At 58.5% G+C, this 20272-nt stretch carries 20 protein-coding genes and 2 tRNA genes; 16 read left to right on the top strand and 6 right to left on the bottom strand.

Annotated features, from left to right (window positions below; genetic code table 11):
- The first annotated feature begins 270 nt into the window (after positions 1-270).
- The 3 genes from H7847_RS11495 to H7847_RS11485 all read left to right on the top strand — a co-directional run bounded on the left by H7847_RS11495 (position 271) and on the right by H7847_RS11485 (position 5118).
- Positions 271-1479: a tyrosine-type recombinase/integrase gene (locus H7847_RS11495; protein WP_227269626.1), complete on the top strand. Its 1209-nt coding sequence runs from the start codon at positions 271-273 to the stop codon at positions 1477-1479.
- A 146-nt stretch (positions 1480-1625) separates the two neighbouring features.
- A complete protein-coding gene (locus tag H7847_RS11490) occupies positions 1626-1886 on the top strand; it encodes a helix-turn-helix transcriptional regulator (RefSeq protein ID WP_227269625.1) in 261 nt (86 codons plus the stop codon).
- A gap of 145 nt (positions 1887-2031) precedes the next feature.
- Complete coding sequence (locus tag H7847_RS11485; RefSeq protein ID WP_227269624.1) at positions 2032-5118, top strand: hypothetical protein; 3087 nt, start codon at positions 2032-2034, stop codon at positions 5116-5118.
- Between the two features lie 371 nt (positions 5119-5489).
- On the opposite strand, the gene H7847_RS11480 is transcribed toward H7847_RS11485, so the two are convergent.
- Entirely contained in the window at positions 5490-6791 is a 1302-nt protein-coding gene (locus H7847_RS11480) for an SIR2 family NAD-dependent protein deacylase (RefSeq protein WP_227269623.1), read from the bottom strand.
- 278 nt (positions 6792-7069) lie between these two features.
- Here H7847_RS11480 and H7847_RS11475 point away from each other — a divergent pair, with 278 nt between their 5' ends.
- The 8 genes from H7847_RS11475 (at position 7070) to H7847_RS11440 (ending at position 12198) form a co-directional block, all read left to right on the top strand.
- Positions 7070-7342, top strand: coding sequence for a hypothetical protein (locus H7847_RS11475; RefSeq protein ID WP_227269622.1), 273 nt, complete (start codon positions 7070-7072; stop codon positions 7340-7342).
- Positions 7339-8685, top strand: coding sequence for a DUF4055 domain-containing protein (locus tag H7847_RS11470; RefSeq protein WP_227269621.1), 1347 nt, complete (start codon positions 7339-7341; stop codon positions 8683-8685). Before H7847_RS11475 ends, H7847_RS11470 begins: the two co-directional genes overlap by 4 nt.
- Complete coding sequence (locus H7847_RS11465) at positions 8685-9305, top strand: hypothetical protein (protein ID WP_227269620.1); 621 nt, start codon at positions 8685-8687, stop codon at positions 9303-9305. Before H7847_RS11470 ends, H7847_RS11465 begins: the two co-directional genes overlap by 1 nt.
- Positions 9306-9472: 167 nt before the next feature.
- A complete protein-coding gene (locus tag H7847_RS11460; RefSeq protein WP_227269619.1) occupies positions 9473-9853 on the top strand; it encodes a hypothetical protein in 381 nt (126 codons plus the stop codon).
- Positions 9846-10109 (top strand): hypothetical protein, encoded by a 264-nt coding sequence (locus H7847_RS11455; protein ID WP_227269618.1) that lies wholly within the window; start codon positions 9846-9848, stop codon positions 10107-10109. Before H7847_RS11460 ends, H7847_RS11455 begins: the two co-directional genes overlap by 8 nt.
- Entirely contained in the window at positions 10106-10717 is a 612-nt protein-coding gene (locus tag H7847_RS11450) for a hypothetical protein (protein ID WP_227269617.1), read from the top strand. Before H7847_RS11455 ends, H7847_RS11450 begins: the two co-directional genes overlap by 4 nt.
- On the top strand, positions 10707-11501 hold the full coding sequence (locus H7847_RS11445; RefSeq protein ID WP_227269616.1) for a terminase large subunit domain-containing protein: 795 nt from the start codon (positions 10707-10709) through the stop codon (positions 11499-11501). Before H7847_RS11450 ends, H7847_RS11445 begins: the two co-directional genes overlap by 11 nt.
- Positions 11485-12198 (top strand): hypothetical protein, encoded by a 714-nt coding sequence (locus H7847_RS11440; RefSeq protein WP_227269615.1) that lies wholly within the window; start codon positions 11485-11487, stop codon positions 12196-12198. The genes H7847_RS11445 and H7847_RS11440 overlap by 17 nt, the downstream gene beginning before the upstream one ends.
- A 181-nt stretch (positions 12199-12379) precedes the next feature.
- Here H7847_RS11440 and H7847_RS11435 read toward each other — a convergent pair whose 3' ends face one another.
- Both H7847_RS11435 and H7847_RS11430 read right to left on the bottom strand, forming a co-directional pair.
- A complete protein-coding gene (locus H7847_RS11435) occupies positions 12380-13234 on the bottom strand; it encodes a hypothetical protein (protein WP_227269614.1) in 855 nt (284 codons plus the stop codon).
- A 188-nt stretch (positions 13235-13422) separates the two neighbouring features.
- Complete coding sequence (locus H7847_RS11430) at positions 13423-14064, bottom strand: sigma-70 family RNA polymerase sigma factor (protein ID WP_227269613.1); 642 nt, start codon at positions 14062-14064, stop codon at positions 13423-13425.
- A 70-nt stretch (positions 14065-14134) separates the two neighbouring features.
- On the opposite strand from H7847_RS11430, the gene H7847_RS11425 reads away from it, so the two are divergent.
- Positions 14135-14428, top strand: coding sequence for a hypothetical protein (locus tag H7847_RS11425; RefSeq protein ID WP_227269612.1), 294 nt, complete (start codon positions 14135-14137; stop codon positions 14426-14428).
- 270 nt (positions 14429-14698) lie between these two features.
- On the opposite strand, the gene H7847_RS11420 is transcribed toward H7847_RS11425, so the two are convergent.
- Both H7847_RS11420 and H7847_RS11415 read right to left on the bottom strand, forming a co-directional pair.
- Positions 14699-14773, bottom strand: a tRNA-Asn gene (locus H7847_RS11420).
- A 70-nt stretch (positions 14774-14843) separates the two neighbouring features.
- Positions 14844-15764 (bottom strand): MBL fold metallo-hydrolase, encoded by a 921-nt coding sequence (locus tag H7847_RS11415; RefSeq protein ID WP_227269611.1) that lies wholly within the window; start codon positions 15762-15764, stop codon positions 14844-14846.
- A 48-nt stretch (positions 15765-15812) separates the two neighbouring features.
- On the opposite strand from H7847_RS11415, the gene H7847_RS11410 reads away from it, so the two are divergent.
- Positions 15813-17138: an ATP-binding protein gene (locus H7847_RS11410; protein WP_227269610.1), complete on the top strand. Its 1326-nt coding sequence runs from the start codon at positions 15813-15815 to the stop codon at positions 17136-17138.
- Positions 17139-17175: 37 nt separating this feature from the next.
- Here the strand turns inward: H7847_RS11410 and H7847_RS11405 are convergent.
- Positions 17176-17252 (bottom strand) — tRNA-Ile (locus H7847_RS11405).
- A gap of 128 nt (positions 17253-17380) precedes the next feature.
- On the opposite strand from H7847_RS11405, the gene purM reads away from it, so the two are divergent.
- The 3 genes from purM to rnd all read left to right on the top strand — a co-directional run bounded on the left by purM (position 17381) and on the right by rnd (position 20267).
- Positions 17381-18427 carry a phosphoribosylformylglycinamidine cyclo-ligase gene (gene purM, locus H7847_RS11400; RefSeq protein WP_227269609.1) on the top strand — a complete coding sequence of 349 codons (1047 nt, stop codon included), beginning with the start codon at positions 17381-17383 and terminating at the stop codon, positions 18425-18427.
- On the top strand, positions 18424-19020 hold the full coding sequence (purN, locus tag H7847_RS11395) for a phosphoribosylglycinamide formyltransferase (RefSeq protein ID WP_227269608.1): 597 nt from the start codon (positions 18424-18426) through the stop codon (positions 19018-19020). The genes purM and purN overlap by 4 nt, the downstream gene beginning before the upstream one ends.
- Positions 19021-19106: 86 nt before the next feature.
- On the top strand, positions 19107-20267 hold the full coding sequence (gene rnd, locus H7847_RS11390) for a ribonuclease D (protein ID WP_227269607.1): 1161 nt from the start codon (positions 19107-19109) through the stop codon (positions 20265-20267).
- Positions 20268-20272 lie beyond the last annotated feature (5 nt).

The following is a 20272-nucleotide window of genomic DNA, read 5'->3' as shown; positions in this document are numbered from 1 at the left end:
TCTAGAGACCAGAGATGTTGGCAGCCCGCAAACACCGATCCGGGCAGTGTTTTCTGTACTTATTCTGTACTCAAAAAGAAAAAGGACTTAGCGAGACATCGCTAAGTCCTTGAATTCTTTGGCTCCGGCGGTAGGGATCGAACCTACGACCAATTGATTAACAGGGAACGACTCGCCAAGGGTGGGTCGCCGTATTTGATCAGTAAAATAAGGTAAAGCACTGTTCTGCAACGAAAAACAAGTTGTGCAACCACCGGTATAGAACCGAACATGTCCTCACTGAATGTTGCAGAGGATGTTGCAGAGATGCCTAACCAAAACCTGACCACACGCCCGGCCATTGCGAAGATCAAGCACGCACCGGGCAACACTATCATGTATTCTGACCCATCGGTGAAACCCGATCCCGACGCTCGCGGTATCCGCCTTGCTGTCGGAGCCACTAAGAAGACGTGGGTGCTATCGAAGCGCATCGACGGCAAGGTGCGCTCGGTCACGCTGGGCGCATGGCCCGACCTGCCCACCGTCTACGCCGCCCGCGATGTGGCGAAGGAAAAGATGGAGGCTATCACGACCCGAACAGACGACCGCTCGACGGGCATCCACACGCTGCGCAACGCGATGGATTCCCATATCGAACAGTCAGACGCATCAGAGCGGACGAAGACCTATTACCGCGAGCAGATCGAGCGTCACCTTGCCAAGCTGTTCGACCGACCCATTGACGAATTGACACTGCCGGACCTTGAACGCGCCCTTGCGCCCTATGTCGATGGCAACGGCAAGCCGACCTCGACGCAGCAGCACCTGCGCCAGATCATCGGCACGGCGTTTAAACGGGCGTCTGTTGTTCGCCGCATCCCGAACGTAGCCGACGCGCTCAAAAAGGTGAAATACCGGGCGCGGAACAACAAGGTGAAGTTCGACGTGGACGAAGCATGGCCCGCCCTTGACCTGATCTACGCAAAGAAGGCCCACAACCTGATTATCGGCACGGCTTGGGAGGTAATGCTGTTCACGGGCCTTCGCGCCAAGAACGTGACCGAACTACGCTGGGCCGACATTGACCTCGACAGCGCCCGTCTGCGCGTCGCTGAATTGAAGAACGGGACGGAAGGGGCATTCCCTATCGCTGACCGCGTTGTCGCGGCGCTACGGGCGCTGCCCCGGCATAGCGAGTGGGTCTTCCCACAGCACGACACGGAAAAGCACATTTTCCATCCGCAGCAGTTGAAAGGGGATGGCGTCCGCATGACGCCGCACGATGCCCGCCGCCTGTTCACGACTGCCGCCCGTCGCCTGCGCCTGCCGTCCTACATCATCGACCAGTTGCGCGGTGACATGGAGAAGGGCGTGCAGGATCTCTATGACCAAGGGTCCATGTCCCACAAGGACGCGAACGCCATCGCCAAACAGATTGAGGTGGAATGCGGGTCAGTACCTTCTTCGAATGTTGTCCAGATCGGAGGCAGGCGCTAATGTGGCCGCGCGTCGGTGTCGCTGTGCGGCAGAACAAACCGGCGTGACCATATTCGATCCATCAGGGGCTGGTGCCGGATCGTATGAAGGCATCCGCCAGCATATCAACAGGCCTGCGTCTATTCTGAACGTGAAGGAGCCTGTCGATGGACCAAATCACACAAGAAATCCGTGCGCTGCGCGATGAGTTGCGCACCTTGCAGGTCAAGCAAAAGCTGCCTGAACTCATGACGCCTGCGCAATGTGCGGAATACCTGAACCGCTCGGAGGAGGTGCTTTACCTCTGGCGCAAAGAGCGCAACGCAGGCGCACAAAGCGGCCCGCCGTTCCTGCACATTTCCAGCCGGACAATCCTGTATGATCGGGAGGACGTTCTCGATTGGGCGCGTTCTCATCGCGTGAACTGAAAAAGGGACGAAGCCGCTAGAACCTCGTCCCTCTGTCGTTTTCAACAAAGCAGCGAACCCATCGCATCAACAACTCGCTTATACATCACGCTTTGATGGAATCCGACTGAAAAACAAGGTAATAGCGTCTGCAAGAAAGAAGCAGATGCATATATTTACAGCAACAAGTACCGGCCCAGACCTTCGAAAGGTCTGGCGGGCGGGCGACAATGGCCCGGAGCAGGATGAGCGTTCCGAAGGCTATCGGTATGCCAAGGACTTCATTTATGAGCGGCACGACGTTGGTACGCTCATCGGTGTTTGTGACCTCCTGAACCGACTTTCAGATGTGCCTACAGCATCACTGGTTCTTGGCGAACCATTGATCGAACGCGGCGGGCGAACGGGTCTCGACTTCACTGACACTGCCACCAGCTTATTCGTCGTTGATCTCGACTCAATGGAATATGACGGGACTGCCGAAGAAGCGGTGCGCTTTGCCTTCCCATTCCTGCGCGGTCGTCGGTTTGTCTATGCGTTCTCGCCGTCGTCGGGCTTTAAGTCAGGCCATCGCCTCCGGGTCGCGTTCGAAGTCGAACCGATGGACCTGACCGAGCAGCAAATCCATGCGGAGCATTGGAACGCTGACCTTTCGCAGCGCATCGGGTCCGACCGGAAACTGATCGACTATGGAATCTACAAGCCGGGCGGCTTTGTCTTCACGGCGAGACCCGAACTTCGCGGCCTAGATGATCCGCATCCTGTGCGCGCACACTTGGTCGAAGGCATCGCTGGGCCTGTCGATGTGCCTAAGCTGCCCGACATGATCGAAGTTGAAGTAGCACCTTCTGTCAATTTAGGGCAGATGCCCACGTTGCGTTGGGATGCAAGTCAGCGCCACAATTGCATTCTGAATTTTATGATCGCCTATCGCACCGCATTTCCCGAGAGCGTCTTCACCGAGTGCTGGGCCGCATTGTCCGGCGAGTATGAGCGGCTAGGCGTGCGCGCGGCAGACAGGCACGATTTCGATGAGCGATACATCAAGGCCCGCTACCACAAGATACGCGGCGCACGGCGCAGGCGTAAGGCGTTCCCCACGACGCGGCAGGAAGTGCCGTTCGATCAAGCTACGCAGCGGCTCAGTGACGAGATCAAGACCTTTGTTGCAGCGCAGGAGCCGGGCGTGAAGGTTATCGAGGCTGAGGCCGGTCTTGGCAAAACCTATTGGGCGCTTCACTGGCTCGGCGTCGAAACCCGATATGCCGAACACACCAACGGCATCTTCTTCACCGACCTCTATGTGCCTAATCACAACCTTTCCGCACAGATCGAAGCGGACGCCCGCTCGCACGGCATGACCGCCTACACGGAGCTTGGTCGCAGCCAAGAGTTGCACGGGCGATCGGTCTGCACGAAGCATGAAGCGATCTCGAAGGTTCAGGGGATTGTGAAGGAAACCCGCAAAGCGTTCTGCGGCAACGAGGTGGCGCAGTGTTCTGACCGACCTGGCTGCTTGTGGTGGGAACTGCACGACAATTCGCTGACCCATGATCTGCGCATCCGCACCCATGCCCACCTGCCCATTCAGATCGCCAAGGAACACGGACAAAGCCGCGTGCCGAACTTCGTCGTGATCGACGAGAACTTTCTCGGCGCGCTGATCAAGGACGGCTATGTCGAGATCAAAGACCTGTGCGACGTGATGCGCCACGACATGGGCGAATGGCTGCTCCGGCTGGCCAAAGTGTTCAAGGACGGCCTGACCATCGAACGGCTTGAGGGGGCCGGGTTCACGGTCGATGTCTGCAAGGAACTGATCAAGGCGGAGACTGAACTTGCGCCGGAGGTCGAGATCACGCCCGACATGTCAGCCAGCGAGGCGCTGAACGCGGCGACCGACTACGATGGGCAGTGGTATAAGTATGCCTCGTTCTGGCGGCGCCTGCGCGACGCGCTTGAGGCTGGCTCACTCAATCGCCTCCGCGTCACGCCGAACAAGAAGGGCGTCTTTCTGAACTGGAGGCAGAAGATTGCGGGCATCCCGTGGGACAAGGAAACCAACCGCCCGCGCGTGCCTGTGCTGATCCTGTCTGCGACCATAAAGCGGTCGATGGTTGAAGCCGTGTTGCCGGTGGATGAATGGGTTTCCATCGAGGTTGAAAAGCACGCAGACGCGAAGGTGACTCAGGTTCCCATCAACACGTCGAAGAAATCCCTGCTCTATGGCACCGGCGACCGCGTCGAGGAATGGGACGAGACGGACAAGAAAGACAAGGCGCGGGCAGAACAGTTCCGGGCAGACGTGGCGCGTATTTCAGAGGGGCGGCACCTGTTCTCCTATAAGGCGCTTATAGACGAGAACATGATGCTCGCGGGCTGGTTCAATGCCGTGGAGGGGCTGAACGACTGGGCCGGTGGCAAGATCGACATTGTTGGTCGGCCATTGCCTGCACCTCAGGACGTTGAGGATATGGCCCGCGCTATCCATCAGGACGGCGATCCGATTGTGCCGGTCGTGCAATGGTATCCGAAGCGTCCGATTGCGATGGTCGGGGGAGCTGGCATGGCATGGTGCGAACGCCACACCGATCCGCGCGTTGAAGATGTGCGCTGGGTCGTCTGTGAAGGTGCTATGATGCAAGCGGCGGCGCGCGCGCGGCATGTGCGGCAGGGCTGCGAGATCAGGTTATTCACCAACATGGTGTTGCCTGTGAAGGTGGACGAGGTGCAGCGGTTCAATGACCTGCTGCCAGACGAGTTGGAGTATGCGCGTGCGCCGGTGCGCGTCGGCACGCCTAAGATGGCGCAGATGTTGTTCCGCAGGTTTGCGGGCATGTCACCGAATGGGATCAAGCAGGGGCTGGGCGATCTGTTCGGCTGGGCGATGGATCGTCGGGCCGAGTTCATTGAGGTGAGGATGCGCGGTGACAATCATTGGCGGCGCGCTTGGATCGCAGAAGGCGGTTGGCGGTATCTGTGTGATCGGTTGGAGATCGTCGATTGGCGGGAACCTGTGCGGCGTAAAGACGACAATGCTGAGCGGTTCACTGCCATGCAGGATGCGTCGCGGCACATGCAGGAAGTGCGGGAGTTGCGTGAAGCATTCGAGCGTGAGCCTTGGCTTGATGAGGACGGTACGGTGTTTACAGGAACGGTGACAACGGCTGAGGGCTGGGAGATCGACGCTGATGCGCTGGCGGCAGAGACACAGCCAGCAGTATGGCCGTGGCACGGCGCGCAGTATCGGTAATACGCAGTTGCGACTTGGTCGCAGTTATACCGTCACTCGTCTTAATAGTATGTATCTCTATTAACGGCAGTGACGGTATAAACTGCTGCCCGTGATGCCTGCCGCGCTGCGGGCGTACTGCGACTGTCACTCGGAGCGGTCTATCCGTGATATGTCAACAATGCTGACATAGTTGCGCCCGACCAATTGATCACCGATCAATTCCGCCGGTGAATTGCCGAGGCGCATCAAGCGGTTGGGCAGGTTCTGCAACAACGCTGCAACATCCAGTTGCGACCAAGTCGCAGGCACACACCGGCACCTTTTGGAACCCCCTGCTGCTAACGTGGAAACCCGGCCCCACACTCGGAAATCTCTTAGTTAGATTGCAGCTAGGCGCGCGCAACGATCTCAGCTGCATCAGGATCACTAGATTTCTCCTTAATGTGCTTTGCTACAAGGGAGCGATTGTCCGCTGTCAGGCTAGACCACCGCGCATCCCAAACCTTATACGCGTGCCATGAGTAGCCCAAAACCATGCCTTTACTCATTTTCTCCATCGAAAATTTGACAGCGTCCAAATAGATTTTCTCAACGGAAGTATCTCGAACGTCTATTAAGCTACCCAAGTAAGTGAGCCATGAGGCGAGTTGGACATACTGTGGCCATGCCCCCGTTTTACTGGTCATCTCCTTCTTCTTAGAAATGATATCTGCAAAGGTATCGACAACAGCATCCTCTTCAAGACTTGCCCCAATAGCGCCGATTGCCGATACAATTTGGTAAAAAGAGCTCTCGGCCTGTAGGTATTTCTCTTTGAAGTGGTGCTTGTCGTATAGGACTTTGGTGATGTTTCTGACTGATTTTTCCAAACAGTCTTCGGCTTCCTCGATCTTGGCGTTTGTGTTGGCAAAAAACTCCTCTACTTCTGTCTCCTGAATAACTCTGATGCCATAACAGTTTGAATAGTAATCAACGATCCTCTGATCGACCGATCCCCTTGAAATTAGAAAGATGCTATTACTGACGGTGTGACTTCGAACGAAACCTCGATAATCGCTTAAGATTGCCTTGAGATTAGTGTCCCCTAGAGAGTAACCGAGAATGACCACGGTATTCTCATGCAGGACAGTACTTAGCTTTCGGGAAAAGTACGCTTCGGAATTCATAAAATTGAAATAGTCATCAGCAGTGACGACCATCCGACGAGGTACCTCAATCGAACCGTGCACATGGAAAGTCTTTACTCGGCTGTTTGAGCGTGGAATTGGGCGGCCCGGAGAGAGAGATTGGCAGTCATCCTCTGCCAAGGTCTCGGCCAATTTATCATAGTTTGTAGTTACAATTCGATAAGACCGCTCTTTTAAAAACTTCTCGGTCTCAGGGTAGGAGCCAGAAAGTTCGATATCTGATATTAGCTTGGCGATTTCGTCGTGTATTGACTTTCCATTCTTGGAGAGTTCGATACCTATAACTTGCGCTGCTTCGTCTAGTTGTAGTGACGGCAGGCCATCCGCTGGAAAAAGCGCTTCCTTGAACTCATCGTTTTCTACGTGTTCATCACAGATTGCTTCGAGCAATTCCTGCCAGCCTGGGGCGTTGTTTTCGCTCAGAGCTTTCGAAAAGCCCGTCCCGGTAAAAATGCATAGACGCTTGGCAGCGGCGGCGTATGCAATCTCAAAATACTCGCTCAACTTAATGCACTCACTTTCTGATTTGGTGGTCCTAGTGTGGAAGGTCGGCTGAACACATGGAACGACGAAACTACTGGTAGTTGCAACAGCGGTTTCCACATTGATGGGTGGCACCTGATTTACCCAGCGCGAACAACGTCCTGCACCTTAAACATGAGTTGAGTGCCCCGGCGGCGTCCGCCCACATTCGACATGCGCGGCTTGGCTCTCCTGAACGGCCATCTTTCGCGCGACGTTCCTTTCGGATGGCCGTTCACCCACAAAGAAAGCATCAACCCATGCAAATCACTTTCACTGCGGATGGTGACGCGGCCTGCACGCTCGCCCAGAAAACCGTTTCTTCATCGACAGCCTTTTCCATCCCGATCTCGAAGCAGGCCCTGCAATCCGGCCTGCGTGAACTGCTGCTCAACCCGGAACAGCGCGACGTGACGGTCGATGCCGTCATGATCGACCGCAGCCGCGATGGGCTGCGCGTTCAGGCAGGCGGCGGTCGTTTCGAACTGCCTTATCGCCACCTGCTTGGGCTGGTATTGGAGGCAGCGGAATGAGCAAGCACTGGGACCGCCTGCAAGGCCAGTATCATCTTATCCGTGACTGCCTCGACGGCGAGGATGCAGTGAAGAATCAGGGGCAACTGTATGTCCCGAAACCCGAAGGCATGTCGGCGCAAAACTACACTCACTATCTCGACCGGGCCTGCTTCTACGGTGCGCCCGAGATGACCTTGCGCGCGCTTGTCGGTCTGGCCCTGCGCAAAGACCCCGTGATCAAGCTGCCGCCGCGCCTCGAACCGATGCGTCTGAACGCGACCTATGAGAACGCTCCGATGCAGGTGCTTGTCGAGGACATGGTGCGCGAGGTCGCAACGATGGGGCGCTTCGGCATCCTGCTCGACTTTCCGGCAGATGGCGCGCGTGCGAATGCCGTGCCTCATATCTCGACCTTCCAAGCCGAAACCATCGAAGACTTCTCCACGGGCTTCGTTGACGGGCGGAAGGTGCTGACCCGCGTGCATCTGGCCTCGGACGAGGATTGGGAGGGGTCAGACGTCACCTACGAATTGATCCTTGAGGCCGGTGTCTATCAGTTCCGGCGCTTCATCCGGGACCAGCACAAAACCCGTGTCGATGTGGGCGAGAACCATATCCCGACGATCAACGGCAAGCCGCTCGACTATATCCCGTTTCTGATGGTCAGCCACGAAGGCTTGCGCCCGGAGCATGTCAGCCCGCCGTTCCTGTCGCTCTGCAAGGTCGCGATCTCGCACTTCAAGAACAGCGCGGATCGGGAACACGCCATCTTCCTGACGGCCAGCCCGACGCCGTGGGTGGCTGGGTCGATCCCGGCGAACAAGGTGCCAACGCAAATCGGATCAGGCGCTGTCTGGACGCTGCCCGAAGGCACGGAAGTCGGGATGCTGGAATTCACGGGAGCCGGTGTCGCGGCAATGAAGGAGATCATGGAGGAGAAATCCGAAACGATGATCTCGCTGGGCGCGCGGATGCTGTCTTCGACCGTGAACCGCAACGAGACGCTCGGCACAGCGACGCAGCGCACGCGGTCAGAGCTTGCGCTCCTGCATGGTGTCGTTGTGTCCGTCGAGGCCGGTCTTAACCGCCTTCTGCGCCTTGCTGCTGAATGGGTAGGTGATGATCCTGATGAGGCCTCCGTGACCCTGTCGCGGGACTTCATCGAAAGCGCGATGGAGCCGAAGATGATCGAGCAGCAAATGAAGCTGTATCTGTCTGGGATCATCAGCCGCGCCTCGCTACATGAGAACCTGCAAAAGGGCGAGATCGTCCGCGCGGATCGCTCGTGGGAAGATGAGAAGGACATGATCGACGAGGACGGGGGCGACATTTCTCCCATCGTCGGCACGCGGGATGTCTGATGATCATAGACCCCGACTTCGGCCTGAACGACTCACAGCCCAACGGCGCACAATCACTCTACCGCGCGGTCGTCGCGCGGTCGGTACTTGACCTGTTCGGCAAGGTGATCCCAGCCTCCGAACAGGATGAGGCACAGCTTGCACGGCGCGAGGCGCTCTATTTCCTGACCCGCGAACGAGGCGCATGGGCGGAGTCACGGCGCAGCCTGTGTGACGCGGCGGGCCTCGATCCAGACGATCTCCGGTCGAACATCCTGCGCGTGCTGGCTGGACGTGAGATCATCGGTGCCGATCATCGCAGCACCTTTGGCGGCATCGACGCGGCGCGCGAGTTGTGGGCAGCGGAAGAAGCGGCACCCGCACGGGCGCAGAAGCAAAGGCTCAGGCAGAAGGCCGCGAAACTGGCCGCGCCGCGCCGGAATGTAAAAGCGAGTTATTCCACGATCCGTTCAGCCGTCTTGCCCCTGCTGGCTGAACCGCGCCAGTTCCGAGATTTGATCCACGCCACCGATGGTGAATTTGGTGATGCTGCTATCCGCAAGGTTCTCGCGAATGCCATCAACAAGGGCGAGATCGTCAGAAACGCAGAAAACCATACCTACGTTCTGGCGGCGGCCTGACCTACTTTAGGTCTTTCTCCCATAGCACCTGATACTGTTCTTTATTGAGCAATTGCAGGAACTTATTGTGATCGTGCAGACCGGGCGTCGCGCAGATCTTCACGTTCAGGAGAAAGGCGGGCTTCCGGGTCTGCCTTTCTTTTTGTGCGAACGTGAAGGAGATGCACATGTCTGAGGACAACGACCGCCTGATGGAGCAATTCATCGAGAAGGCGACGCCCAAGCTGCTTGAGGCGCTGACGGAACAGGTCTCGAAGCAGATCGAAGATCAGATCGGCGGGCTGAAAACCAATGCCGAAAAAATGCTCGACGAGATCAAGGATCAGAAGCGGGCGGCAGCGGAAGTCGCCGCGAAGGAACAGGCCGAGGCCGGCCAACTCAAGACCCTGCTCGAACGCAAAGGCGACCCAGCGTCGATCAAGGATGCCCTCAACCCGGAACCGATACGCCTGACCCGTGTGCAGGCCCGTGACGCCGCCCTCTATCGCCGCGCCAAGGCACAGGCCGAGAAGACGGGCACAACCTTGGAGATCGTGTCCGATGAATGATCTCGCCAAGGCCGCAGACGCAACGGCCCGCGAGTTTTTGGCGGGCACCTATCGCACCGTGCGTGAGTTCGACGTGACCCTCGCCCGCAACGCCATTCTCGATTGCCTGTTCTCGGCGGAAGAACCCGACTTCATCCGCGACGTTGCGGATCACCCGATCTATGGGCCGGACGCGCGGCGTGTCATTGGCCGGATGGCCCCGCACATGGTCGAACTGGCCGGGCGCACGGCGACAGGCTGGCGGGCTGCCGCATGACCATCAACTATGACCGCATCAAGGAGGCCTTGCCCGTGGAATCGGGCAACGGTCGCCGCTCTACCATCCGCGCCCGGTCAGACGTGGTTGAGGTTGTTCTCGACTGCGTGCTGCGCCGCCGCCAGTTCAAGGAGATCGCCCAAAGGTGCTGCGTCGATCTCGAAAGCCTGACTAGGTTTCGCAAGCGGTTCATCACGCCAGAGGTCGAGAAGATCGTGCTGGTGGAGGCGAACAAGCTGGATGCCACCTCGCTCGATCAGGAAGTGAACAGCGCCCAAGACAAGATCGAAGGCGGCATTGAAGGAATCCTCAAGGAGCAGAAGCGGCTGTATCGGACCCTCAACGATATGGTGGAAGGCGAGAACCTGCTCGATGTGCTGTCCCCGATGATGCAGTTGCTCCGGGATCAGAACAAATCCTATGAGAACCTGCTCAAGGTCTATTCCAATCTGCGCGACAAGACGACCATCGTGCTTGGACTGAACGAACACCCGGACGTCCAAAAGCTGATGGATGTGCTTTGGGTGGTGTTCAACGCGCACCCGGAGGCGTTCGAGACCTTCCATCAGGTGGTGACAGACCGGCGGATTCCGCTCGATGTCGAATGATCTCGGCCTGTTCCTCCGCACGCTCAACGAGCGGGTAAAGCCGGAGCTGCTGCTTGAGCGGGTTGTCGGTGGCCCGCCCGATGAATGGCAGCGCAAGCTGATGAATTCCGCCTCAGACATCATCATGGTGTTGGCGTCGCGGCGGATCGGCAAATCGACCACCGTCGGCGTGATGGCAGGCCAGGAACTGTCCAAGCCCGACCATCAGGTGATCATCCTTTCAAAGACGTTGCCGCAGTCTCAATTGCTGTTCGCCAAGATCGCCTTCACTTGGGAACGGATGGCGCTGCCCATCGAAACCAAGCGGCGCACCATGACCGAGTTGCACCTCAAGAACGGCTCGTCCGTGGTCTGCGTTCCGGCGGGCCAAAACGGTGAACAGGCCCGTGGCTACGGCGTCAAAAACGGGCTGCTGATCTATGACGAGGCCGCGTTCATCCCCGATGACGTTTTCGGCTCGACCCTTTCGATTGCCGAAGACAACGCGAAGACAATCCTGATCACCACACCGGGCGGAAAGTCGGGCAAGGCCTATGAGATGTGGAGCGACTGGGAGATGTATCCCGAAGTCGAACGCATCCGCGCCTGCTCCCTCGATCTGCCCCGCATGGCGAAGCTGGTCGCGCGTCAGCGAAAGGTGCTGTCCAAGTTCGAGTTCGACGTAGAACACGGCCTGAACTGGATGGGCCGCGGCCAGCAGTTTTTCGACTCGGCAGCAATTGCCGCCGCGTTCACCGACACACCCCAACTCAGATTAGGAGACCTCTATGCAGGCCTTGGTTGAAAAGGGCGAGGACTTGATCCTGCCGAACGCGGACCCGGCGGTCGAGATCGTCAAAGGCTATCGCCGCTTCCTCGTGGGCCTCGACATTGCACAGGCTCAGGACCGCAACGCCTATTCGATCCTGCTCGACGAGCGCGTGCCTTTTTACGATGCGAATGGGCGGCAGGAACTGACCAAGCGCCGCCGCGAGATTGTGCGGGCGGATCATTTGCCCGCCATGTCCTATGCAGACCTCGCCATCGTGACCCGGAACCTGATGATTGATCCGGCTATCGCAAGCCGCGCCTACCTCGTCGTGGATTCCTCCGGGGTGGGCCGTGCGTTTTGTGATTTGCTCGACTCGAAGTCGGTCCAGCACACCCGCGTTCAGATGGTGGCTGGTGAAAACGAAACGGAATCGAAAGAGCGCGGGCGCACCTTCAACAACGTGGGCCGCACCCGGCTTCTATCGGCGCTGAACTCGGCGATCCACACGGGCGACCTGTCCATCGGCAACTTCGAGGCCCGCGACCTCCTGCGCCAAGAGCTTGAGAGCTTCGAGGCCGATGTGGGATCGACCGGGCGTGTGCGGATCGAGGGCGGCACGAAGTTCGGCCATGCTGACTTGGCCGTGTCTGGCGCGCTTGCCCTATGGCTGTCCGATCACCGCGGCGTCGGCGCACATATCGGGGAGGCCCCGCTCAGGGGCTTTTGGTGACGTCACAAGAAGCCTTACCATTTATCAGTGAATTTGGCATAGGCTGGCGAAAAACCGCGAGAGGCAACCAACCTTGGACGACAAGTACATCAAACGGCTGATCAAGCTAGTCGCGGAAATTTCCGCGATTGCCCTGGCCGTGGTGTTGCTTCAACTACTTATCAACTGGGTTGGTTTTGGTTCAGCGTGGCCCATTCTCGTCGTCATTCTGATCGCCCTGATCATCGCCATCGCTGCGATGCGAAAGTAGCAAATCCGCCTGCTGTGGGTTTTGCCGCCAGCCATGAACTTCAGACACGCTGTAGGACTTATTTTGCCATAGACCGCCTTCATTGACTTGCGTAGTTTCAAGCGTGATATCCAGTATCACACCGCCGGCCAATCGAAGGTCAGTTGTGCCTTCTAAGACCTGCCGCTTGAAATGTTCATCGAGCATTTTTGCGCCAAATTCATGCCCATTGGCAAACAGTCGCCATTGCCGATTGCTATCAATTAGCGGAGGCTGCACCAGCACGACCTCTAGCCGTTCTGGCACAACACGAGGCTCCGGAGTGTTATCTGGTTCAATAGGTGTGTAGCGGGTTGCACGTTCTGTAAATTCCTCACGAGGAACAATAACAGAAGGTCTTTCCGCTTTGTCATTTGGAACAGCCGCAACACCTGTAATCGCCTCATCTTGTTCTACCGCATGGTAAAACTCCCGGCGTGGCGCTTTTACAGTCTCAGAGCGCTCAACATTTGCAACGGCTTCTGCAATTCGGGCAATGTCCTCGTCCGTCAAAGTGGTGTTTTCATCGGTCAAAGCTTGAATGACCTCATCCATCGCCTTTCCTTGAAAATGACCCACGGCATTATTGAATAGGGTTGTTGTCAGAACAATAGCAAGCGTGATCAGTCGTTCGCGCGTGACCACACCTCGGAGCATTGTGATGATCCTTAGGCTACCTTCACCCGATGCCTCATAAACCAGTGAAAACTCAATGCCCGGTTCGAGCAAGTATATCGCTTCGCCAGCCATTTTCTCGAACTCGACCATAGCGCGTCCTATCGACCCAATGGTTGGTCGAGCGTCGGCTCTTAGATCAAAGTAAATCGTGACAGGCTGCTCGTTTATCATCTTTGATCATCCGTTGCGCGTTATAGGTCTTGCCAGATAGGCACACCTCAACCTCACATTGCAATCATGAAGGGGGCGCTAGGCAATCGCTTACGCGGCTTCGTTCACTAGCGGAGTTTCTTGCCCGGTCGAAACCTTATCTCACCGGGTCTGCCAACTTCCCGGGTCTCTATGGTGTACTGACCGTCAGTTCTCAAAAGCGCCACAGGTTGGATGTGCGAAAGAAAATCTTCCGGCATCTTCGTCGCCCGTTCGTACCGGCGTTTCACTGTGTCGGGCGATATTCCCAAGTCGTCGGCAATCTCACCGTATATCACCCCTTTGGGCTTCTTTCTCATTGCACGCTTCCTTCCTTCGGCGCTTTCGTCTTCTCGATCCTCAGTCATTTTGATCTCGACTTCCTCTACTATGATCAAGGTCGTCTCCTGACGCACCAAGGCGGCATCTAGGTCGTCGTTGAGCCACCCTTCAAGCAGATCATGACAATCCTCGTATCGGCTCCACCTTGCGCTCGCAGGGTTGGCTGCATGGCCTTGCGCCGGGAAGCCACCTTTGTGGTCGAACAAGAAGCTGGGAGCGAACCAAGCGAGAAACCCTTTCACAAAGTCCGGGTATTCACGGCTGGTCTGATCGCACACATGAAGTGCCGCCATGGCGTAGTGCATCAGCGGTTCAAACTCGAATCGTAGGCGAAGGTATTCGATGAAGGCAGTCTCAAAGCAGGTAGTTGGAAGTAGGTGCTTAGCCATGGGTGTGCCTTCCGGTTGATGGTGTTCTTGCCAACAAGGCGTAACCCAAAGTTCCTGAAAGGAATACCAAATGCCAATGACTTTCAATGCAAAGACCTACCAGTGCGAGTATGTCGAGTTCGAAGCGAACGACGACGGCGAGGTAATCGTGACGCTGTTCGGGGATTTCCCAGCGCCGGAGGAGATGACGGTCGAGGAGGCAACTTCTGTCGTCAATGATCCTCAATTCATCGAGTTGCTCCGTCTTGCCTATCAAAACACTGCGCTGGGAACGCCACTCTGGAGCGCATTCGAGCGTCTGCGTCACGGAGGGAGGACAGCCCTTCTTCGCTTCGAACAGCCCGAAGCGAGGATGGCAGCATGAGCCCGAGTGTTCGCGAACGGCTGCGCACAATCAGCCGTGGTCTCGACCGCAACTGTCATGTTCGACTTACTCTCTACGGTCGGACGTACATCTTCATGGAAGGGCGGTGGTGGGCTTCACCTGATCTGTGATCCAATTCGGGCGGTGCTTTGGTGCCGCCCGTTTTCATTGCAAAGCGGCGATTGTTGCAGAGTTGTTGCAGAGCCTGCGAAAAAGACAAAGGCCGCTCATCAGAGCGGCCTTTAAGTCATTGTTCTCTATGTGAAAATTTGGCTCCGGCGGTAGGGATCGAACCTACGACCAATTGATTAACAGTCAACTGCTCTACCGCTGAGCTACGCCGGAACGGTTTGGGCGATATAGCAGTGAGAGATTCACTCGTCCAGTGGGTTTTGAGCGCTTTCACGAATTTATTTCAACAGTGCTCCCTCAAGCCAAAAACCGCGTCGATCTCAATCCCTGCCGTGGTCTGCACCATGGATTTACCGTGTAGATCAATGAGATGCGCCAGAACATTCCGGGTCGCAGCGGGCAACAGGCCCTTGGGGATATCGAGGTAGATACAAGAGGTCAGATCAGCGGCTGTGCCAGGGCCTTTGGAAAGTGTTTCAAGAATGGCGCTCTCACGCTTCAAACGGTGCGCGATCAACCAGTCCAACCGCGTATGAGGGCTGTCGATTGGCGCCCCGTGACCGGGATAAAAGACACCCCAGCGTCGCGCCTGCAGCCGCCTGCAGGCCGCCATGAAATCCGTGAGGTCGCCATCCGGCGGGGACACCAGCGAGCTGGCCCAGCCCATGACATGATCGGCGGTAAAACAGGCGTCTTCCCACGCCAGACAGATGTGATTGCCCAGATGGCCAGGGGTATGAAGAACCTCTAGCGTCCAATCAGCCGACCTCAGACGCTCCCCATCTGCGAGGGTGATATGCGGCACGAACCCGGTGTCGATGCCTTCGCCACCGCTGGTGAGTCCCTGGCGCACAAGATCGCGCATGATCGCGGAGCGCCCGGCGGTCGCTGTCCCAAATGCCAGAACAGGCGCACCGGTTGCAGCAGAAAGTGGTGCGGCAAGCGGGGAGTGGTCAAGATGGGTGTGGCTGACAAGGATGTGGGTGATCTTCTGCGCTGGCGTGACGGCAGCCAGAATTGCTGCGAGGTGTGTCTGATCCGAGGGGCCAGGATCGATCACGGCGATCTCCGTCGTGCCCAAAAGGTAGGTATTCGTGCCGCGATAGGTCATCGGCGAGGGGTTGGGGGCTACGATCCGGCGCAGGCCCGGCGCAATTTGTTCTGCTGCCCCAATCGGCGGGTTGAAATCGTCAGGCGGGACCATGGTCTTTGGGTCTTTCTAAAGGGCAGGGGCGCGACTAGAGTCTAGCCTATGATCTTCAACTTGCTCAAACATTATATGCCGCGCAGCCTCTATGGCCGGGCCGTGCTGATCCTGCTGCTGCCGGTTGTTTTTCTGCAACTGGTAGTGACGGTTTTGTTTCTGACCCGCCACTTCGAAGATGTTACACACCAGATGGCCGCTGCGGTTTCGCGTGAAATCCTGCTGGTGCTGGATATCGTTGATGCCGCCCCGGATCGCGGCTCTGTCGCCACGGAGGTTGTGGCGCAGGCCAGTCAACTGGCCCTGACAGCCGTTCCTGTTTCGAAGCAGGAGATGCCCACCGAAAACCTGCGCCGGTGGTATGACTTTTCCGGCAGAGTTATCATCGACCGGTTGTCCCAGCGGGTGCCAGCCCTCTTTCTGATTGATTTGTGGGACGATCAGCGCGTTCATGTGTTTGCCACATCGCGTCATGGACCTGTCAAACTGAGCTTCGATCGGGATCGGATTTCGGCCTCCAATCCGCATCAGCTTTTTGTGAACATGGTCTTTTTTGGCGGCCTGGTCACGGTGATCGCGATCCTGTATCTGCGCAATCAGCTGCGACCGATCAAGCGGCTGGCCCATGCGGCGGAGGCCTTCGGGCGGGGCCGGCATGAACCCTACACCCCGGCGGGGGCGATCGAGGTGCGCGCGGCAGGCAATGCTTTTGTGGACATGCGCTCGCGGATCGAACGGCAGATCGAACAGCGGACACTCATGCTGTCAGGCGTCAGTCATGACTTGCGCACCCCGCTGACCCGGATGCGGCTGGGGTTGTCGATGTTGGAGGATGAGGAGCGCGGCCCCCTTGAGAGAGAGGTCGAGGAGATGCAGCGGATGCTTGACGCCTTCTTGAACTTTGTCAAAGGCGCGGGCGAGGGCGAACCGGAACCTGTCGACCCGCGTGCGCTGGTTGAAACCGTGGTGGCGGAAGCCAAACGGGCCGGTCAGAACGTCACCCTTTTTGCGCATGACGGGGACGGGGAGGGCACCGTGCAACTGAATGTCCTTGCCATTCGCCGGGCCCTCGACAACCTGATTTCCAACGCGGTCCGCTATGGGGCGCGCGCCGAGGTTTCAGTCACGCTGAGCGACAAGTCGCTGCGCATCCGGGTGGAAGATGACGGGCCCGGTATCCCGGAGGATCGCCGCGCGGATGCGAAGCGCCCCTTTACCCGGCTGGACTCCGCGCGCAATCAGGACAAGGGCGGTGGCGTCGGCCTGGGCCTTGCGATTGCCACTGACATCGCCCGGGCGCACGGCGGCATTCTGCGGCTTGGGACCTCGGCGCGGTTGGGCGGGCTGCAGGCCGACATCGTGATCGCGCGGTAACCTGCCGAGGGGGCATTCACGCTGTAGAAAGCGGGTATGGTAGGCCCGGCAGGACTTGAACCCGCAACCAAAGCGTTATGAGCGCTCTGCTCTAACCAATTGAGCTACAGGCCCGCCATGCAGGCTGGGTAAGCCGCCTTGCGCGTCTCGTCAAGGCCCCGCTTGGGGTGGCTTTGGATTGCAGTTGCCGGGCGAATGCTCTAACCCGCAGGCAACCGAAGGCGCAGGCAGGAGACAGCACCATGACGTTGCCCAGAAACGGGATCACCTATGCAGATGCCGGGGTGGATATTGATGCGGGCAACGCCTTGGTCGACAGGATCAAACCCGCGGCCAAAAGAACCAACAGGCCCGGCGTGATGGCTGGTCTGGGCGGCTTTGGCGCGCTCTTTGATCTCAAGGCGGCGGGCTATACCGATCCGGTGCTGGTGGCCGCCACGGACGGTGTGGGCACCAAGCTGCGCATTGCCATCGATACCGGTCATGTGGATGGCGTGGGCGTCGATCTGGTGGCCATGTGTGTCAACGATCTGGTCTGCCAGGGGGCGGAGCCGCTGTTTTTCCTCGACTACTTTGCCACCGGTACCCTGGAGACCGACAAGGCGGCGCGGATCATCGAAGGCATCGCTTTGGGCTGCGCGCGGGCGGGCTGTGCGCTGATCGGCGGGGAGACTGCCGAGATGCCGGGCATGTATCCGGCGGGAGATTTCGATCTGGCGGGCTTTTCGGTTGGTGCGATGGAGCGCGGGCAGGAGCTGCCCCGGGGCGTGGGGGCGGGCGATGTGCTGCTGGGGCTTGCCTCCGACGGGGTGCATTCCAACGGCTACAGCCTTGTGCGCAAGCTGGTCGACATCTCCGGTCTGGGTTGGGACGACGCCTGCCCCTGGGCCGACGAGACGCTGGGTGCGGCTTTGCTCACACCCACGCGGCTTTATGTCAAACAGGCCTTGTCGGCGATCCGGGCCGGCGGCGTGCATGCGCTGGCGCATATCACCGGCGGCGGGTTGACGGAGAACCTGCCGCGCGTCCTGCCCGAGCACCTGGGGGGGCATATCGATCTGAGCACATGGGACCTGCCACCGGTCTTTCGCTGGATGGCAGAGACCGGCGGCATTGCCGAAGCCGAGTTGCTCAAGACCTTCAACTGCGGGCTGGGCATGATCCTTGTGGTGGAGGCCGAGGCGGCGGACACGCTGACGGCCCTTTTGTCCGACATGGGCGAGGACGTCAGCCGGATCGGCCAGATCTCCGAGACAGAAGGCGTGCAGTATTCAGGCCGTCTGCTGTGACCAAACGCGTGGCCGTCTTCATCTCCGGGGGGGGGTCGAATATGGTCAAGCTGCTCGACAGCATGACGGGGGATCATCCGGCGCGGGCCTGCGTTGTGCTGTCCAATAATCCAAGGGCAGGGGGGCTCGCTTTGGCCGAGGACCGCGGTGTCCCCACGGAAATCGTGCGGCACCAGCCCTTTGACGGGGACCGGACGGCGTTTGAACATGCGATCCTCGGGGCGCTGGCCCCGCATGCGCCCGATCTGATCTGTCTGGCAGGCTTCATGCGCAAGCTGACGGCCGACTTCGTTGATCTCTGGCGCGGTCGAATGCTGAATATTCACCCGTCGCTGCTGCCCAAATACAAAGGGCTGCATACCCATGAAAGGGTACTGGCGGCAGGCGATACCGAGCACGGATGTACCGTGCATGAGGTGACGCCGCGCCTTGACGATGGCCCGATCCTCGGACAGGCGCGCGTGCCGGTGTTGCCGCAGGATACAGCCGCCAGCCTCGCGGCGCGCGTGCTGAGGCAGGAGCATCTCCTCTACCCGCAGGTATTGCGCCGCTTTGCCGGGGGCGATCACACCCCGCTTTACCTGAAAACCTGACGTGTTTCCCGGTGGTTCTGGTCAATCCACACCGGTTCGTGTAACAGTTTCAGCGCTGGGTGAGATAATTTAAAAGAAATGCCCGAATGGACACCATCACAACGACGAAAAAGCTGAGCGAATTCTGCGAAAAGGCAGCCCAGCACGACTACGTGACCGTTGATACAGAGTTCCTGCGTGAGCGGACGTATTATTCCAAACTCTGCCTGATCCAGCTGGCCATGCCGGGGGCGGATGACAGCACCGCCTGCCTGGTGGACCCGCTGGCCAGTGGGATATCGCTGGAGCCGCTTTATGATCTCTTCCGAGATACCTCTGTCGTAAAAGTATTTCACGCGGCCCGTCAGGATCTGGAAATCTTTTACGTCGACGCGCAGGTCTTTCCCGAACCGCTGTTTGACACGCAGGTGGCCGCCATGGTCTGCGGGTTTGGTGAGCAGGTGGGATACGAGACGCTGGTGCGCAAGATCGCCAAGAAGCCGCTCGACAAGACGTCTCGGTTTACCGATTGGTCGCGCCGCCCTCTGACCGAGGCCCAAAAAACCTACGCCATTGCCGATGTCACGCATCTGCGCGAGGTCTATGAGTTTCTGGCGGACAAGCTGGAAGAAACCGGGCGCAGCCGCTGGCTGAAAGAAGAGCTTGCGGTGCTCACCAGCCCCGAGACCTATATCGTCGCACCGACGGAGGCGTGGCGCCGGGTCAAGACCCGGACAACATCGCCCCGGTTTCTGGCTGTGGTGCGCGAACTGGCCGCCTTTCGCGAGCGCTATGCGCAGGACCGCAATATCCCGCGCAACCGGGTCTTCAAGGATGATGCACTGGTTGAACTGGCCTCGAACAAACCGAAAAACGCCGAAGAACTGGGCCGCGCGCGGTTGCTGCTGCGCGAGGCGCGGCGCGGGGATATCGCGGACGGTATTCTGGAGGCTGTGGCCTCCGGTGTGGCCTGCCCGCCCGAAGAGATGCCGGCACCTGACCGGTCGCGGGACAAGCTTCAGGTGAACCCCGCCCTTGCCGATCTGTTGCGCGTGTTGCTGAAGGCCAAGACCGAAAGCGCGGGGGTTGCGGCCAAGCTGATCGCACCCGCCGCGGATCTGGACGCGATTGCGGCAGGCATTCGCGATGTTCCGGCTTTGAAAGGCTGGCGCAAAGAGGTCTTTGGCGAGGATGCGCTGCTGCTTTGCGAGGGCAAGATAGCCCTTTACGCGGACGGCTCTACCGTTCAGGTTGCATCACTGGACTGACGCGC

It is taken from the genome of Roseobacter weihaiensis (genome assembly GCF_020622345.1).
GTDB classification, from domain to species: domain Bacteria; phylum Pseudomonadota; class Alphaproteobacteria; order Rhodobacterales; family Rhodobacteraceae; genus Roseobacter; species Roseobacter weihaiensis.
This window is presented reverse-complemented; position numbering and strand designations above follow the sequence as displayed.

Coding starts and splice junctions, on each gene's coding strand:
- H7847_RS11495 (WP_227269626.1), top strand. CDS start 271: ATGTCCTCACTGAATGTTGCAGAGGATGTTGCAGAGATGCCTAACCAA.
- H7847_RS11490 (WP_227269625.1), top strand. CDS start 1,626: ATGGACCAAATCACACAAGAAATCCGTGCGCTGCGCGATGAGTTGCGC.
- H7847_RS11485 (WP_227269624.1), top strand. CDS start 2,032: ATGCATATATTTACAGCAACAAGTACCGGCCCAGACCTTCGAAAGGTC.
- H7847_RS11475 (WP_227269622.1), top strand. CDS start 7,070: ATGCAAATCACTTTCACTGCGGATGGTGACGCGGCCTGCACGCTCGCC.
- H7847_RS11470 (WP_227269621.1), top strand. CDS start 7,339: ATGAGCAAGCACTGGGACCGCCTGCAAGGCCAGTATCATCTTATCCGT.
- H7847_RS11465 (WP_227269620.1), top strand. CDS start 8,685: ATGATCATAGACCCCGACTTCGGCCTGAACGACTCACAGCCCAACGGC.
- H7847_RS11460 (WP_227269619.1), top strand. CDS start 9,473: ATGTCTGAGGACAACGACCGCCTGATGGAGCAATTCATCGAGAAGGCG.
- H7847_RS11455 (WP_227269618.1), top strand. CDS start 9,846: ATGAATGATCTCGCCAAGGCCGCAGACGCAACGGCCCGCGAGTTTTTG.
- H7847_RS11450 (WP_227269617.1), top strand. CDS start 10,106: ATGACCATCAACTATGACCGCATCAAGGAGGCCTTGCCCGTGGAATCG.
- H7847_RS11445 (WP_227269616.1), top strand. CDS start 10,707: ATGTCGAATGATCTCGGCCTGTTCCTCCGCACGCTCAACGAGCGGGTA.
- H7847_RS11440 (WP_227269615.1), top strand. CDS start 11,485: ATGCAGGCCTTGGTTGAAAAGGGCGAGGACTTGATCCTGCCGAACGCG.
- H7847_RS11435 (WP_227269614.1), bottom strand. CDS start 13,234: ATGGTCGAGTTCGAGAAAATGGCTGGCGAAGCGATATACTTGCTCGAA.
- H7847_RS11430 (WP_227269613.1), bottom strand. CDS start 14,064: ATGGCTAAGCACCTACTTCCAACTACCTGCTTTGAGACTGCCTTCATC.
- H7847_RS11425 (WP_227269612.1), top strand. CDS start 14,135: ATGCCAATGACTTTCAATGCAAAGACCTACCAGTGCGAGTATGTCGAG.
- H7847_RS11415 (WP_227269611.1), bottom strand. CDS start 15,764: ATGGTCCCGCCTGACGATTTCAACCCGCCGATTGGGGCAGCAGAACAA.
- H7847_RS11410 (WP_227269610.1), top strand. CDS start 15,813: ATGATCTTCAACTTGCTCAAACATTATATGCCGCGCAGCCTCTATGGC.
- purM (WP_227269609.1), top strand. CDS start 17,381: ATGACGTTGCCCAGAAACGGGATCACCTATGCAGATGCCGGGGTGGAT.
- rnd (WP_227269607.1), top strand. CDS start 19,107: ATGGACACCATCACAACGACGAAAAAGCTGAGCGAATTCTGCGAAAAG.